A 14914-nucleotide genomic window follows, 5' to 3' on the forward strand; every position below is an offset into this window, starting at 1 on the left:
CGCCGACGCCCCACCGGGGGTGTGCAACGAGGCCGAAAACGCGTGATATCCTCGGAAAGTTGAGTTCTTCGGAACGAGACGCTCGCGCGAGTGGCGGAATGGTAGACGCGCTGGCTTCAGGTGCCAGTGTCCTTATGGACGTGGGGGTTCAAGTCCCCCCTCGCGCACAGCGAGACATTCATGAAAGAGTCGGTCAGAGTCTGACCGGCTCTTTCTTCTTCTCCGCCGCGAACGCCCATCGATCGGTCTCACGCATGACCCCTTGGATGCACACCGTCGGACTCATCCTCGTCCGCATCGTCTTCCCCGGCGTCCTGGGCCTCATCAGTGGGCTGCTGCTCTGGTTGGGCATGCTCGAACGGGACGACGCGCCCGGGTTCGCCTGGGTGATGATCGCGACAGGGGGAGCAGGGGTCCTGGTGTCCCTCGCCGTGCTCTGGCGACTCAACAACGCGCGCGGTCGCGAGGATTTCCGGTGGTACGTCGTGCCGGAGGGCGAGGTGGAGGAGGCCGTCCCGCCGGAGCTGCTCTCGGACGAGGACAGGGAGCGCCTCACCCGTGAACTGGCCGAGGTGAACCGCCGGTGGCGAGAGGCACTGGAGGTGGGTTTCCTCTCCGGCGGCTCGCTCGCCGCCCACGAGATCCGTGCGGAACTCGAGGAGCGCGCCGCGGCTCTGCGCCACCGGCTCGGCCTGTCCGCCGAGCAGGAGAACTGACTCACGTCCTCATCCTGGAGGGACGAAAGTCACCCTGGAGTTCCCTGATCGCTCCCCCTACTCTCAGCCGTATCCCAGTTCGGAGGGGTGGGTGAACTGGGCACGGAACAGGGGAGTGTCCATGCAGTTCTCTCTGCATACGAATTCCGAACGCGAACAGAAGAACAAGGACCGGAGAACGCGACGACGCCTGCTGTCGCCGCGACGACCGTGGGCGGTGGCGACGATGCTGGCCCTCGTGCTCGGGTCGCTCGTCGCGCCCGTGCTGCCCGCGACGGCAGCCCCTGGTGACCCGGCGCAGCTGTACCTCGGCGTCTCGTACGAAGGTCCGATCGTCGGCTCCGACAAGGACCTCACGGCACCCACGGAGTGTCCGGCGAACTCGGTCCTCACCGCGGTGCAGACGGAGAACCGGACGGCGGAGGCCCCCGGCGCGACCGGCAACTCGATCCTCACGCGCTTCAGCCTGCAGTGCTCCACGATCACCGTGAGCAACGCGGGCGTCGTCACCGCGACGGTGAACCCCACCTGGATCACCGGGCCGGTCTATGACCAGAGTCGCGGGAATGTGCAGACGGCGACGTGTCCGGCGAACACCTTCGTGCACCGGATCACGGGTACGACCTTCGTCGGCGACAACGGCGCCCGCTGGCCCTCCTCGGTGCAGATCACGTGTCGTCCGATGACCTTCACGGCGGCCGGCGAGCTGCGGGTCAACCTCGCGGCGACCCCCACCGTGCTCACCGCACGCCAGAACTTCAACACCAACGGCGGCCTCGACACGCCCACACCGCGATGCGGGCCGGCCGGGACGACCGGAACGAGCGACATCGTCGTGCGCGGTTATCGGGCGCAGAGCGGTGGCGAGGGCATCGACGGGTTCAACCCCTCGTGTACGACGATTCCCGACGACTTCGGCGATGCGCCGACCAGCTACGGTTCGGTCTCCCAGGAGCTGAACGCGGCGACATATCTGGGGTGGTCGGCGGATGCCGAGAGTGCGATGCAGTACAGCGCGAACGCCACGGGTGACAACGTGGTCGGCGGTACGGCCCCGAACCAGACCATCAACGACGAGACGGGGGTGGCGTCGTTCGGGCCGATCATGGCGAGCGTGACCAACACGTATTCCGTGTCGGTGCTGGCCTCGAACAAGGTGCCAGGGGTGCCGGCGACCTTGGTCGGCTGGATCGACTTCAACCGCAACGGCGTGTTCGATGCGAACGAGGGTGCCACCGCGGCGGTGCCCGCAGGGACGGCGGACGGCTCGTCGGTGACGCTGAACTGGTCCGGCATCGCCTCCCAGACGGTGGGCGGGCAGACGTTCGCGCGGTTCCGCATCCAGAGCGGGACGGGTCTGACCACGGCGACCCCGACGGGGACCGGCGGCCCGGGCGAGGTGGAGGACTATGCCCTCGCGATCACGGCTCCGGCGCCGTCTCTGGCGTTGACGAAGACGGTCACGCCGACCACCGCCTCCGCGGCGGGGGACACGGTCACGTACTCGTTCGCGGTGTCCAACACCGGCAACGTCGCCGTCTCGGGTCTCGGCATCCGCGAGTCCGCGTTCAGCGGCACGGGGACGCTCGGGGCGGTGAGCTGTGCGGCGACGACGCTCGCCGTGGGGCAGAACACCACCTGTACGGCGGCGTACACGTTGACGCAGGCGGACATCGACGCGGGCACGGTGACGAACACCGCGCTCGCGACCGGAACCTCCGAGGCCAACACCGGCGTGGAGAGCAACCCGAGCACCGCGACGGTCACCACGACCCGTACCCCGGCGCTCACGGTCGTGAAGTCGGCCACCCCGTCCGGCCCGGACGACTTCACGGTCGGACAGGTGATCGACTACTCGTTCATCGTGACCAACACGGGCAACGTGACCGTCTCGAACATCGCGGTGAACGAGACGGCGTTCACGGGTTCCGGCTTCCTGTCGACGATCGAGTGCCCGGTCGCCCCCCTCGCCCCGGGTGCGCAGACGACCTGTAGCGCGAGGTACACCCTGACGCAGACGGACGTGGACGGGGGATCGGTCAGCAACACCGCGACCGCCACCGGCGTGCCGCCGGGGTCGCTGACGCCTCCGGTGTCTCCGCCGTCGACGGTGCGCGTGCCGGTGGACCCGGCTCCGGCGATCTCGCTGGAGAAGAGCTCCGAGACGACCGCGATCACGGCCGCCGGACAGACGATCGACTACTCCTTCCTCGTCACCAACACCGGGAACGTGACCCTGACCGACGTGGGCATCGATGAGGAGGCATTCTCGGGCACCGGGGCGCTGGACGTGAGCTGCCCCGCCGGCGCCGGATCCCTCGCCCCGGGAGCCGAGGTCACCTGCACCGCGAGCTACACCGTGACCGCCGCGGACTACAACACCTCCGCGCTCACGAACACGGCCACCGCCACGGGCACCCCGCCCACGGGTACGGCACCGGTGTCCACTCCGTCCACCGTCGAGATCCCCGTCACCGCCGCCCCGGCGCTCACGGTGACGAAGTCGGCGGACCGCACGGAGATCACCGCCGCGGGTCAGACCATCACATACTCCTTCCTCATCACCAACACCGGAAACGTGCCGATCGCCGACGTCGGGGTGACGGAGACCATCTTCACCGGCACGGGTACGGCTCCTGTCATCACCTGCCCCGCGGCCGCCGCATCGCTGGCTCCGGGTGCGCAGGTGACGTGCACCGCTCCCTACGTGGTGACCCAGGCCGACATCGACGCGGGCGGGGTGACCAACACCGCGACCGTGACCGGGGAGCCGCCCACGGGCGAACCGCCGGTGTCACCGCCCTCGACCGTGGTGGTCCCTGCGGACGAGACGCCCACGATCAGCCTCGTCAAGACCGCCGACCCGACGTCGATCACCGCCGCCGGGGCGACCGTCGACTACGCCTTCCTCGTCACGAACACCGGCAATGTGACCCTCACCGACATCACCGTGACCGAGACCGCCTTCTCCGGCACGGGCACGGCCCCTGTCATCACCTGCCCCGCCGCCGCCGCCACACTCGCTCCGGCCGCCCAGGTCACCTGCACCGCGTCCTACGAGGCGACGCAGGCGGACGTCGACGCGGGTCAGGTGACCAACACCGCCACGGCGACGGGCACGCCGCCCCGCGACCTCGAACCGCCGGTGTCCGCACCCTCCACGGCGATCGTCACGGTCCCCGGCGCGCCCGCCCTCACCGTCGCGAAGACGGCCGACCGAACGGAGATCACCGCCGCGGGGGACGTCATCACCTACTCCTTCCTCGTGACGAACACGGGCAACCTGACCATCGCGGACGTGACCGTCGACGAGGTGTCGTTCACCGGGACCGGTGCGACTCCCGTCGTCACCTGCCCCGCAGCCGCCGCGTCCCTCGAACCCGGGGCCCAGGTCACCTGCACTGCGACCTATGAGGTGACACAGGCCGACATCGACGCGGGCGGCGTGACGAACACCGCCACTGTGACCGGTGACCCGCCCGGAACCCTCGAGCCGCCGGTGTCGCCGCCCTCCGAGGTCGAGGTCCCGTCGATCGAGACACACGGGATCACCGTCGTGAAGTCGGCCGATCCTTCGACCGCCGCCGGCTACACGGTCGGAACGGAGATCACCTACACCTTCGTCGTCACGAACACCGGCAACGTGACCCTCACCGACGTGACGGTGGATGAGACGGCCTTCACGGGCTCGGGCGAGCTGTCGGCGATCACCTGTCCGGCGGGGGCCGCGGCGCTCGCGCCGGGAACCCAGATCGCCTGCACCGCCACGTACACGCTGACGCAGACCGACGTCGACTCGGGGCAGCTGTCGAACACGGCGACGGCGACCGGAACGCCGCCTTCCGGCATGCCGCCGGTGTCGCCGCCGTCGACGGTGGAGATCCCGGGTGACCCGGCGCCGGCGCTGACCGTGGCGAAGACCGCGGATCGAACCGAGATCACGGCGGCGGGGCAGACGATCACCTATTCCTTCCTGGTGACCAACACCGGTAACGTCACGGTGCGCGACGTGACCGTGGACGAGGGCACCTTCACGGGCACAGGGACGGCTCCGGTCGTGACCTGTCCGGCGGGTGCGGCCACCATGGCACCCGGGGCCCAGGTCACGTGCACCGCCGAGTACGTCGTCACGCAGGGGGACATCGACGCGGGCGGGGTGACGAACACCGCGACCGTGACGGGTACTCCGCCATCGGGGGAGCCGCCGGTGTCGCCGCCGTCCGAGGTCGAGGTGCCGTCGGAGCCGTCGCCCGGCCTGTCGGTCTCGAAGACGGCGGACCGGACGGAGATCACGGCCGCCGGGCAGACGATCACCTATTCCTTCCTCGTCGTGAACACCGGCAACGTGACGCTGACGGATGTCGAGGTGACGGAGGCCTCGTTCACCGGCACAGGGACGGCACCCGTCATCGAGTGCCCGGCCGCGGTGGCGTCGCTCGCTCCGGGAGCCGAGGCGACCTGTACGGCGGAGTACGTCGTCACCCAGGCGGACATCGACGCGGGCGGGGTGACGAACACCGCGACCGTGACGGGCACGCCGCCGTCGGGGGAGCCGCCGGTGCCCCCGCCGTCCGAGGTCGAGGTGCCGTCGACTCCGACACCGGGACTGTCGGTGGTGAAGTCGTCCGACCGCACCACGATCACCGCAGCGGGCCAGACGATCACGTATTCCTTCCTCGTGACCAACACGGGGAACATGACGATCGCCGACGTGACGGTGGACGAGACGACCTTCACCGGAACCGGCACGGCTCCGATCGTGACGTGTCCCGCCGCAGCCGCATCGCTCGCGCCGGGAGCCCAGGTCACCTGCACCGCGCCCTACGTGGTCACCCAGGCTGACCTGGATGGCGGCGGGGTGACGAACACCGCGACCGTGACCGGTACGCCGCCCACGGGCGAACCCCCGGTCTCACCGCCGTCGACCGTGCTGGTCCCCGGCGACCCGGCACCCGCGCTGACCGTGGCGAAGACGGCCGACCGGACGGAGATCACCGCCGCCGGGCAGACGATCACCTATTCGTTCCTCGTCACCAACACCGGAAACGTCACGCTCACGGAGGTGGGCGTGGACGAGGTCTCGTTCACCGGTACCGGCACCGCGCCGGTGGTGACCTGCCCCGCGGGAGCAGAATCGCTCGCCCCGGGGGCGGAGGTGACGTGCACCGCACCGTACGTCGTGACGCAGGCCGACATCGATGCGGGCGGTGTGACCAACACGGCCACGGGCACGGGAACGCCGCCGTCCGGGGAGCCGCCGGTGTCGCCGCCGTCGACGGTCAGGGTGCCGTCAGACGGGTCGCCGGCCCTCACGGTCGCCAAGACGGCGGACCTCACCGAGATCTCGGCCGCAGGGCAGACGATCACGTACTCGTTCCTCATCACCAACACGGGCAATCTGACGATGACGGACGTCGGTGTCGAGGAGGTGTCGTTCTCGGGGACGGGAACCGCGCCGGTGGTCACGTGTCCTGCCGAGGCGGCATCGCTGGCCCCGGGAGCGACGGTGACCTGCACCGCGCCGTACGTGGTCACCCAGGCCGATGTGGACGCCGGGCGACTGACGAACACGGCTGTCGCGACGGGGGAGCCCCCGACGGGACCGCCGACCAGCGAGCCGCCGGTCACGCCGCCGTCGACGGTCGAGGTCCCCGGCGACCGGAACCCGGCGATCACGGTCGTGAAGTCGGCCACCCCGAATGCTCCGGACTCCTATGTGGTGGGCCAGGAGGTCACGTACTCGTTCGTCGTGACCAACAGCGGCAACGTCACGCTGACGGATGTCGTGGTGAACGAGGGGGCGTTCTCGGGGACGGGGACGCTGTCGGCGATCGACTGCCCGGCAGGCACCGCATCGATGGCCCCCGGGGCGCAGCTCGTCTGCACCGCGTCGTACGTGCTGACGCAGGCGGACATCGACGCCGGTCAGGTGACGAACTCCGCCACGGCGACCGGCGTCCCGCCCGGGGATCTGCAGCCTCCCGTGTCGCCGCCGTCGGAGACGCGCGTCCCGGCGCTTCCCGCCCCCGGCCTGAACATCGTGAAGTCCGCGACCCCGGCCGTGATGACCACCGTGGGGGAGACTCTGGAGTACTCCTTCGTCGTGACCAACACGGGCAACGTGACGCTGGCGGACGTGGCCGTCGACGACACCGACTTCTCCGGGGAGGGCGAGCTGTCGGCGGTCACATGCCCGGATGAAGCGGCCCGCATCATCCCGGGGCAGACGGTGACCTGTACGGCGACGTACACGACCACTCAGGCCGACGTGGACTCCGGACGGCTGACGAACACCGCGACGGCCACGGCGACACCGCCCACGGGCACGCCGCCGGTGTCACCGCCGTCGACCGTGGAGGTGCCGTTCGACGGGACCAACTCCCTCGCGATCGAGAAGCGGGCGACGACCGTCGACGTCAACGCCAACCGGATCATCGACCTCGGCGATCGCGTGGAGTGGACGATCATCGTCACCAACACCGGGGCACAGACGGTCTCCGACATCGCCGTGTCGGACCCGACGGCCGGTGCGGTCACCTGCCCGGCGACGAGCCTCGCCTCCGGGGAGCAGATGACATGCACAGTGCCCCCGCACACCATCGACGCCGCGGACGTGCGTCGCGGCGAGGTGCGAAACGTCGCGACGGTGACGGGGAACACGCCGGACGGGCCGATCGATCCGCCGACCTCGCAGACGATCACCCGAGTGGTCCCCACCCCGCCGACCGGTCTCGCGGTCACGGGCGGCACGCTCATGGCCGGAGGGCTGCTCCTCGGGGGAGTGATGGTCCTCGCCGGGCTGGGTCTGGGCCTCACCCGGGTGCGCCGGCGAGAGGAAGAGCAGGAGCAGCGCTGACCGAGAAGTGGTCCGTGGCGGGTGCGAATCACCCGCCACGGACGGTCGGGTCGAAGGAGGAGCCCATGATGTCCGCACGCCACCGCAGGATCGCCCGTCTCACGGCGCCGCTCCTGATCTCCGTGTTCCTGCTCAGCGCCTGCACCGCGGCCGAGGAGGAGCCGACCCCCACCCCGACCGCCGCGGACGGAGCGCCGCAGATCCCCGGTGAAGAAGAAGGGGTCGTCGGAGCGACGAGCGTACCGGAGGACGTGCCGGACGCTCCGGAGGTGCGCGCCGGCACTCAGATCACGACCTGCACCACCGAGGACGACGGCGGGACGGCGGAAGGCGTGGTCGGCAATCCCACGGACGAGGATGCGACGTACGTCGTGACCGTGTTCTTCACCACCGACGCGGCCACGGTCGTCGGGTCCGGTCAGGCGACGGTGAAGGTCCCCGCCGGGGAGGAAGCCGACTGGTCCCTCACGGCGGACTTCGTGCCGCCGAGCGATCTTCGCTGCGCGCTGCGCGGGGCCGGCGCCGCGTCCTGAACCGACCGCCGTCGACGGGCGCCGCTACGGCGCGGGGACGTATCGCGCGAGCGGGTCGAAGGGAGGCTGCGAGGAGAGGTCCCTCTTCATCCCGAAGCCCGTCCACGCCGAGCTGACCCGCTGAGGCGGCTCAGCTGAAGAGGATGAGCACGTAGACGGCGAAGGTCGCCAGGTGCGCGGCCCCGTGCATCGCGGTGACCCGCTTCGCCGCGAACGTCGTCACCGACAGCAGCAGGGTGACGGCGAGCATGAGGAGGTTGGCCGGCGACTCGGCGAGCACCACCTGCTGCCCGGTGAGCATGCCGATCAGGAGGACCGCCGGAATGGTCAGGCCGACCGTCGACACGAGCGCCCCGTGGCAGAGGTTGTTCACGCGCTGGGCCTCGCCGTTCAGGGCCGCGCGGATCGAGGTGATCGACTCCGGGAGGAACACGATGCCGGCGATCAGCAGCCCCGCCAGGGTGACGGGAGCGCCGAGCCGGCCGAGACCGTCGTCGAGCAGGGCCGCCATGTCGTGCGAGAGCAGCACGATGGGGACGACGGTGATGACGAGGAGGACGAGGCGGGTCAGCACCTCGACGCGGTGGGCCGCGAGCACCGCGCGGATGGGGGTCCGCGGTGCCGCGTTCGCCGCCGTGTGGGCTGGCCGCAGCCTCTCGTCCACCTCGGTGAAGTCATCGGCCTGCGCACCCATCTGCCGGAACAGGAAGAACGCGTACAGGACGAGTGTGAGCACGATGATCGGGATCTCCTGGCCGACCGTGTACGCACCGCCGTGGCCGATGAGCCCCGGAAGTCCGAACGCCAGAGCGACGAGGACCACGAGCATCGACAGGTACGCGGATGTGCCGGTGCGGTTGTGCGCCATACCCCGATGGCGGAGTCCGCCGAGGAGGAGGGCCAGGCCGATGACGAGGTTGAGGATGATCATGGAGACGGCCATGACCGAGTCGCGCGCGATGGTGGCGTGCTCGCCCGGCCCGAGCATGACCGCCGAGATGAGGATCACCTCGATGAGCACGATCGACAGGGTCAGCACCAGGGATCCGTAGGGATCGCCCAGCCGGTGGGCGAGGGCCTCGGCCTGCTTCACGACGCCGAACGCGCACACGAGGATCACGGCGACGATCGCGAGGAGGGCGACGACCAGGAGTGGTCCCGGCACGGGAGGCGCGAGCAACGGGTGCAGGGCGAGCAGGGCGACGACCGCGCCCCAGCCCAGGGCCACACGCAGCAGGTCGGTGCGGGTGATGAACGACCGGATCATGACGGACTCCTTCATGAGTCAGTCGTCGTGTGCGGGTACTGCTCCCTCGTCCGCTGCTCCGGGTGCCGGAGACACCCTCAGGATACCCGCGCTCCCGGAACAGCGGCTGAGCAGTGCAGGTCTCAGCTCTGGGGGGCGTCGTTCCAGGACCAGATGTCGTCGCCGCGCAGGACGGCGTCGGCTCCGCCGTCGCAGTAGATCGTCTGACCCGCCATGTGGGTGTTGACCGGGCTGGTGAGCCAGACGAGGAGCTCGGCGATGGAGGACGCCGGCTGGTGGTAGTTCAGGGGCATCGGCACGGCGGCGTCCACCATGGCCAGACCTTCGGGCGAGTCGAGCAGGCCCGCGGTCATCGCCGTGATGACGGTGCCGGGGGCGACGGCGTTCAGCGGGATGCCCGCTCCCGCCCACGCCGGGGTGATGCTCTCGCGACGGACCCACCGCGACAGGGCGCGCTTGCTGGACGAGTAGTTGAGGAACCCGGCCTCGGGCGTCGCGGCCAGGCGGTCGCCGATCTCGATCGCGCGCGCCTCGTCGCCGGCGAGGGCCACGTCGACGAGCTCGGGCGACACCGGCTGCAGCGAGGCCATCGACGACACCACGGCGGCGCGCGGCGCATCGGCCAGGCTCAGCGTGGGCTGCAGCGCGGTCAGGAACTCGGTCACGCCGAAGAAGTTGATGGACATCGTCTTCGAGATCGGAGCCGAGATGCCGGCGCAGGCGATGACGGCGTCGATCCCGTCGTCGGCCGCCTCGACCACGGCGCTCGCCGCGGCCAGACGCCCCTCGTGGGTGGACAGATCTCCGTCGACCTCGACGCCGGCGAGGTCGACGCCGATGACGGTGTGGCCCTGAGAGCGGAGCAGCTCGGCGGTGGCGGCGCCGATGCCGGATGCGGATCCGGTGACGACATAGGTGCGGGTCATGGGGTTTCCTCCTTGATGGACACGACCGGCGGCGTGCCGGACAGTGCGGTGACGAAGCGGCCGAGCTGGCGGCGGAATCCGTCGATCTCGTCCGGTGACCAGCCTGCGACCGCATCGCCGACCATGCGATGGCCGGCCTCGACCAGGCGCGCATAGGCCGTCCGGCCCGCGTCCGTCAGCCGCACCTCGACCGTGCGTCCCGAGCGCACGGGGTCGACGACGCCCTGCGTCGCCATGCGGGCGACGAGCTTCGACGTGGTCGGCCGCGACAGTGTCGCGTGCGCGGCCAGGTCGCCGAAGCCCATCGCACCGCCGTTCATCCCGAGCAGGTAGAGCGCGCGGATGGCGGACGGATCGAGGGCGACGTCGACGGCGTCGGCGACCTGGCGTTGCAGATCGCTCTCACTCCATTCCGACACCACGCGGACGAGGGCCAGGTGGATGCCGGCGACGTCTTCGCCGGTGGTCATGTGTCCAGGGTACGCCTCAAAGTTGCCTCAGGCAACAGTTGTGATGTATCCCGCGCTCGCGGTGTCCTCCGCGAGGGTGAAGAAATGCCGATCGCCTGCCCGCCGCGCACGCCGCCACCGGCGCTGCTCCCCGTCGGCATAATCGAGCACGATCCACGCGGGCGGAGGTGTGCCCTGCGGACCGAGGACGAATGAGCACGCCCCGAGGCCGGGGGAGGCGAGTTCGGCGACGAAGCGGTCGTCGCCGGGTGCGAAGGGTGCGGTCTCGTGGAGCTCTGCCGGCTGCAGGCGGAGGACGGTGTCGGAGTGCTCCCGGACGTCGGAGCGGAGTCGACGCCTCATGCGACACCGCCTCGGCGTGCCGCCCACTCGCGGGTGTCGCGGACGCCCTGCGCATCGAGGTAGGCGCGGATCACGTCCTGGGTCAGGCGGATCTGCGCCTCCGTGCCCATCGCCGCCTGCATGACGCCGATCGCGGGCGCGGGCTTCCCGTCCACCCGCTCGAGCGCCTCCCAGACGATGTCCTCGCGGCCGCCGCGACCCAAGGAATGCGGCATCGAGGTGAACCCCGTGCGGCGATGGTCGGTGGGTCGTGTCTCTGGCATGGGGATTCCTCTCTCGGGGCGGATGGGCAGGCTCGCGCCGAGGGACGTGTGTCCCTCGCGCTGCGCACGTCGGACCGCGGGGGGTGCTCTCCCCGACTCCGGCGCACGGGCTGCGGCGGCGCGCCTCCGCAGGCGGCCCTCTGAGTGGCGTGCGGAGCGGTCTGCCTGACCGGTTGCTGTCCTCCGACCGTACCACGTTATTTTGAGTCATTCAAAAGAAGTGAGAGACGATCACGGTTCCGTACAGGGTTGCAGAGCGATTCGCTCAGGCGTTTTTCTCCCGTTCAGCGGGAAATTTGACTTCCCTGTGCTTCCGGGTATGGTCGGGGGTTACGCCAGCCAGTCACAAAGGGGAAGCGCCATGTCAGGAAAGTCCACACCGGGTCGCGCCGGAAAGAAGGCGCCGCAGCTCTCTCTCAAGGAGAAGCGGGCGGCGAAGCGCGCGAAGAACGCCCCGGACGAGTTCCTCAAGCCTCGCAAGGGCGCGAAGAGCTGAGGACTCCGGCCCGGCGGGTGCGGCGCTCGATTGTGGCACCCGCCGGTACCCGGGCGAGGGGCTACCGGGGTGCCGCCGCTGTGTCAACGGGCCTGTCCTGAGCGCCGATCCGACGCACGCTGGAGTCTCCGTCACGAGAGGAGCGCGTCATGTCGAACCCGGAAGCCTTCATGTACCCGGATGAGCCGCTGCAGCCGGAGGAGCCTCTGCGACCCGAGGAGGAGGACGTCGTCGAGTCCGATGAGGAGCCTTCGCGAGAAGGCATCGCGGCACACCTCGCCGAGCGCGGAGGCGACGATCCGGACGCTCTTCAGGACGTGCCGGCCGGCGGGGCCGGAGCCGACGCCGGCGCGGGGAACGCGGCCCGCGTGGACCCTGCGTCGAAGAATCCACCGGAGCCCGCCTACGAGTCGACCCACAGCAAGGAGCCCGGCGTCGGTCCGCGGCATGAAGAGGGCTGAGCGACCGATCAGCGGAAGACCCGACTGATTCCGCTCTCGACCTGCACGAGGTGGATGAACACGAGCCCGCGCAGGAGGGGCGCGAAGGGCGACCGTAGCGCTCGCCGGATCGGCCCGCGTGGCCTGGTCTCCCATGTCAGCGTCGCCCGGAGCTGTGTGCCGCCCGCCGCCGGTTCGAGCGCGAGGGTGAGGAGGCGCGGGTTCGCGCTCGGGGCGTCGGGATGCTCGAATCGCCAGGCCACGTGTGTGGGATCCTCCGGCGCCGAACGGGTCACCCGGAGGCGATGGAATGCCGGCTTGCGCCGGAGTGGTCGTCCGTCGGGGGCCGTCGTGGGGGCGAACGCCTCCCAGGGACCGTCCTCGGGTCCCGGGAGGATGGTGGCGACGCTCTGATCCCAATCCGGGAGACGGTCGGCGGTCGAGAGCAGTGTCCAGACATCCGTCATGGCCGCCGGGATGAACATCGAGCGTGACCCGGAGATCCCGGAGATCTCCCGCCGTCGCTGCAGCGGGCGGGCTGCGGCTTCGACCTCATCCAGTCGCACCGTGATGTCGTCCGCCGTCACGGCGAGCCGGTCGAGGATGGCGGTGATCAGGCCGCTGGGCTCCTCGAGAAGGGCGCGGAGCACGGCGGCCGAGTCGCCCTGTCGGCCGCCCCCTGTGGCGGCGCGGAGCACCGCGAGGGCGCGGTCCGTCCAGTCGTAGCCCTCGGTCTCGTGGAAGACGATGCGACCGGGGCCGATCGAAGGGGCGTCCACGCCCACGGCCTGGAGCTGTCCGGCGTGCTGCGCCTCGACCGCCGTCCGGGTGGCGTCGAGATCGACGCCCGCACGCCGCAGGACCTGTCCGCCGGTGTCGGCATCGAGCGTGAGCGCGAGCAGCAGGTGATCGATGTCGGCATCGCGGACACCCAGGCGTGACGCCTCCTCCATCGCCGCGAGCGAGAGGGTGTGCATGGTCGCAGCGGCCTGCGTGAACCGGCTCATGCGTTCCGCCGCGGAACCGGGATCATCGGATCGATGCGACGACTGTGCTTCTTGTGCACGGCCTGCCGCGTGACCCCGAGGGCGTCGGCGACGGCCTGCCAGCTCATCCCGGCGCGGAGCCCGGCCTCCACCTGGCGCAGTTCGAGAGCGTCGGCGAGCGTCCGCAACGAGGCCACCGCGCGCAGCCCGGCACGGGGATCGGTCGTGTCCGCGGCGGCGCGGGCGATGTCGAGGGACTCCATGATGTCAACCTAGGTTGCTGGCAGCGACGCTGTCAACCCGGGTTGCTTCTGGAGCCCCGCGACGACCCCGTCAGGCGGCGGAGGGGTGCAGCACGACCTTGATGCAGCCGTCCTTCTTCTCCTGGAACGTCCGGTACAGGTCCGGGGCGTCTTCCAGGGCCGCGTGGTGCGTCGTCAGATCCATCACGCCGAGCGGGTCGGACGGGTCCTCCACGAGCGGGAGGATGTCGTCGATCCAATTTTTCACGTTGCACTGTCCCATGCGCATGCTGATCTGCTTGTCGAACAGGGTCTTCATGGGCAGGATGTCGGCGTCGCCCGCGTACACACCGCTCAGCGAGACCGTGCCCCCACGACGGACGGCATCGATCGAGGCGTACACGGCGGCGAGACGATCGATCCCGGCCTTGTCGAGCATCTGCCGTGCCGCGGGATCGGGCAACAGTCCGACCGCCTTCTGCAGGAACTCCACGCCGCTGTTGCCGTGTGCCTCCAGGCCCACCGCATCCACGACCGCGTCGGCGCCACGACCCTCGGTGGCATCGCGGATCTCCTCGACGGCCGTGTCCGTGAGGTCGAGCGTCTCGATGCCGTGCCGCTCCGCCATCGCGCGCCGCTCCGCCACCGGCTCGACCGCGATGACGCGGTGGCCGCGGTGCCGGGCGATCCGGCTGACGAACTGCCCGACGGGGCCGAGTCCCATCACCGCGAGCGTCCCGCCTTCGGGAAGCTGCGCGTACTCCACGCCCTGCCATGCGGTCGGCAGGATGTCGCTGAGGAAGAGGTAGCGCTCATCCGGCAGGTCCGGCCCGACCGGGATGTGGTTGTAGTCGGCCAGCGGCACGCGGAGGTACTCGGCCTGCCCGCCGGGGACCTGGCCGTAGAGCTTGGTGTAGCCGAAGAGTGCCGCGCCGCTGCCGTACTTGCGCACCTGGGTCGTCTCGCACTGGGACTGCAGCCCGCGGAGGCAGAAGAAGCACACCCCGCACGAGATGTTGAACGGGATCACGACGCGGTCGCCGGGCTTCAGCTTCGTGACGTTCGCGCCGACCTCCACCACGACGCCCATGGGCTCGTGCCCGAGGATGTCCCCGCGGTCGAGGAACGGGCCCAGCAGTTCGTAGAGGTGCAGGTCGGATCCGCAGATGGCCGACGAGGTGATCCGGACGATGGCGTCCGCCGGCTGCTGGATGACCGGGTCGGCGACCTCCTCCACCGTCACGTTCCGCTTGCCCTGCCAGGTGAGTGCCTTCATCATGTCCTCCACGTCTCGATGTCCGTCGTCCCTCCACGCTCTCGGGCGAGCGGCAGCATGGCCACCCGGTTGACAGGTCGTGGACGACGTGCGATCCCAGG

The 14914-nt window shown here is 70.1% G+C and carries 13 protein-coding genes and 1 tRNA gene; 6 read left to right on the plus strand and 8 right to left on the minus strand.

Going from position 1 to position 14914, the window contains the following annotated elements; genetic code table 11:
- Window positions 1–84: 84 nt before the first annotated feature.
- The 4 genes from AB0310_RS10210 to AB0310_RS10225 all read left to right on the plus strand — a co-directional run bounded on the left by AB0310_RS10210 (window position 85) and on the right by AB0310_RS10225 (window position 8105).
- A tRNA-Leu gene (locus AB0310_RS10210) sits at window positions 85–167 on the plus strand.
- A gap of 87 nt (window positions 168–254) precedes the next feature.
- Window positions 255–716, plus strand: coding sequence for a hypothetical protein (locus AB0310_RS10215; RefSeq protein WP_366237163.1), 462 nt, complete (start codon window positions 255–257; stop codon window positions 714–716).
- A 121-nt stretch (window positions 717–837) separates the two neighbouring features.
- Window positions 838–7572, plus strand: coding sequence for a CLIPPER-2 domain-containing protein (locus AB0310_RS10220; protein WP_366237164.1), 6735 nt, complete (start codon window positions 838–840; stop codon window positions 7570–7572).
- 65 nt (window positions 7573–7637) lie between these two features.
- On the plus strand, window positions 7638–8105 hold the full coding sequence (locus AB0310_RS10225) for a hypothetical protein (protein ID WP_366237165.1): 468 nt from the start codon (window positions 7638–7640) through the stop codon (window positions 8103–8105).
- Window positions 8106–8235: 130 nt separating this feature from the next.
- Here the strand turns inward: AB0310_RS10225 and AB0310_RS10230 are convergent, their stop codons facing one another.
- The 5 genes from AB0310_RS10230 to AB0310_RS10250 form a co-directional block, all read right to left on the minus strand.
- On the minus strand, window positions 8236–9372 hold the full coding sequence (locus tag AB0310_RS10230) for a calcium:cation antiporter (protein WP_366237166.1): 1137 nt from the start codon (window positions 9370–9372) through the stop codon (window positions 8236–8238).
- Between the two features lie 122 nt (window positions 9373–9494).
- Entirely contained in the window at window positions 9495–10298 is an 804-nt protein-coding gene (locus AB0310_RS10235; RefSeq protein ID WP_366237167.1) for an SDR family oxidoreductase, read from the minus strand.
- The gene (locus AB0310_RS10240; RefSeq protein ID WP_366237168.1) at window positions 10295–10768 is read right to left on the minus strand and encodes a MarR family winged helix-turn-helix transcriptional regulator; all 474 of its coding nucleotides are present in this window, start codon (window positions 10766–10768) and stop codon (window positions 10295–10297) included. Before AB0310_RS10240 ends, AB0310_RS10235 begins: the two co-directional genes overlap by 4 nt.
- 27 nt (window positions 10769–10795) lie before the next feature.
- A complete protein-coding gene (locus tag AB0310_RS10245; protein ID WP_366237169.1) occupies window positions 10796–11110 on the minus strand; it encodes a hypothetical protein in 315 nt (104 codons plus the stop codon).
- Window positions 11107–11373, minus strand: coding sequence for a hypothetical protein (locus AB0310_RS10250; protein ID WP_187662819.1), 267 nt, complete (start codon window positions 11371–11373; stop codon window positions 11107–11109). The genes AB0310_RS10245 and AB0310_RS10250 overlap by 4 nt, the downstream gene beginning before the upstream one ends.
- Window positions 11374–11734: 361 nt before the next feature.
- On the opposite strand from AB0310_RS10250, the gene AB0310_RS10255 reads away from it, so the two are divergent.
- Window positions 11735–11869, plus strand: a complete 135-nt coding sequence (locus tag AB0310_RS10255; RefSeq protein WP_255218720.1) for a hypothetical protein — start codon at window positions 11735–11737, stop codon at window positions 11867–11869.
- Window positions 11870–12018: 149 nt separating this feature from the next.
- The gene (locus tag AB0310_RS10260) at window positions 12019–12330 is read left to right on the plus strand and encodes a hypothetical protein (RefSeq protein WP_187662820.1); all 312 of its coding nucleotides are present in this window, start codon (window positions 12019–12021) and stop codon (window positions 12328–12330) included.
- Window positions 12331–12338: 8 nt separating this feature from the next.
- Here AB0310_RS10260 and AB0310_RS10265 read toward each other — a convergent pair whose 3' ends face one another.
- The 3 genes from AB0310_RS10265 to AB0310_RS10275 all read right to left on the minus strand — a co-directional run bounded on the left by AB0310_RS10265 (window position 12339) and on the right by AB0310_RS10275 (window position 14813).
- Window positions 12339–13316, minus strand: a complete 978-nt coding sequence (locus AB0310_RS10265) for an SRPBCC family protein (RefSeq protein WP_366237170.1) — start codon at window positions 13314–13316, stop codon at window positions 12339–12341.
- A complete protein-coding gene (locus AB0310_RS10270) occupies window positions 13313–13558 on the minus strand; it encodes a hypothetical protein (protein ID WP_366237171.1) in 246 nt (81 codons plus the stop codon). Before AB0310_RS10270 ends, AB0310_RS10265 begins: the two co-directional genes overlap by 4 nt.
- Before the next feature lie 70 nt (window positions 13559–13628).
- Window positions 13629–14813: a zinc-dependent alcohol dehydrogenase gene (locus tag AB0310_RS10275; protein ID WP_268777599.1), complete on the minus strand. Its 1185-nt coding sequence runs from the start codon at window positions 14811–14813 to the stop codon at window positions 13629–13631.
- Between the last annotated feature and the right edge of the window lie 101 nt (window positions 14814–14914).

This window comes from Microbacterium meiriae (assembly GCF_040702565.1).
Taxonomy (GTDB): domain Bacteria; phylum Actinomycetota; class Actinomycetes; order Actinomycetales; family Microbacteriaceae; genus Microbacterium; species Microbacterium meiriae.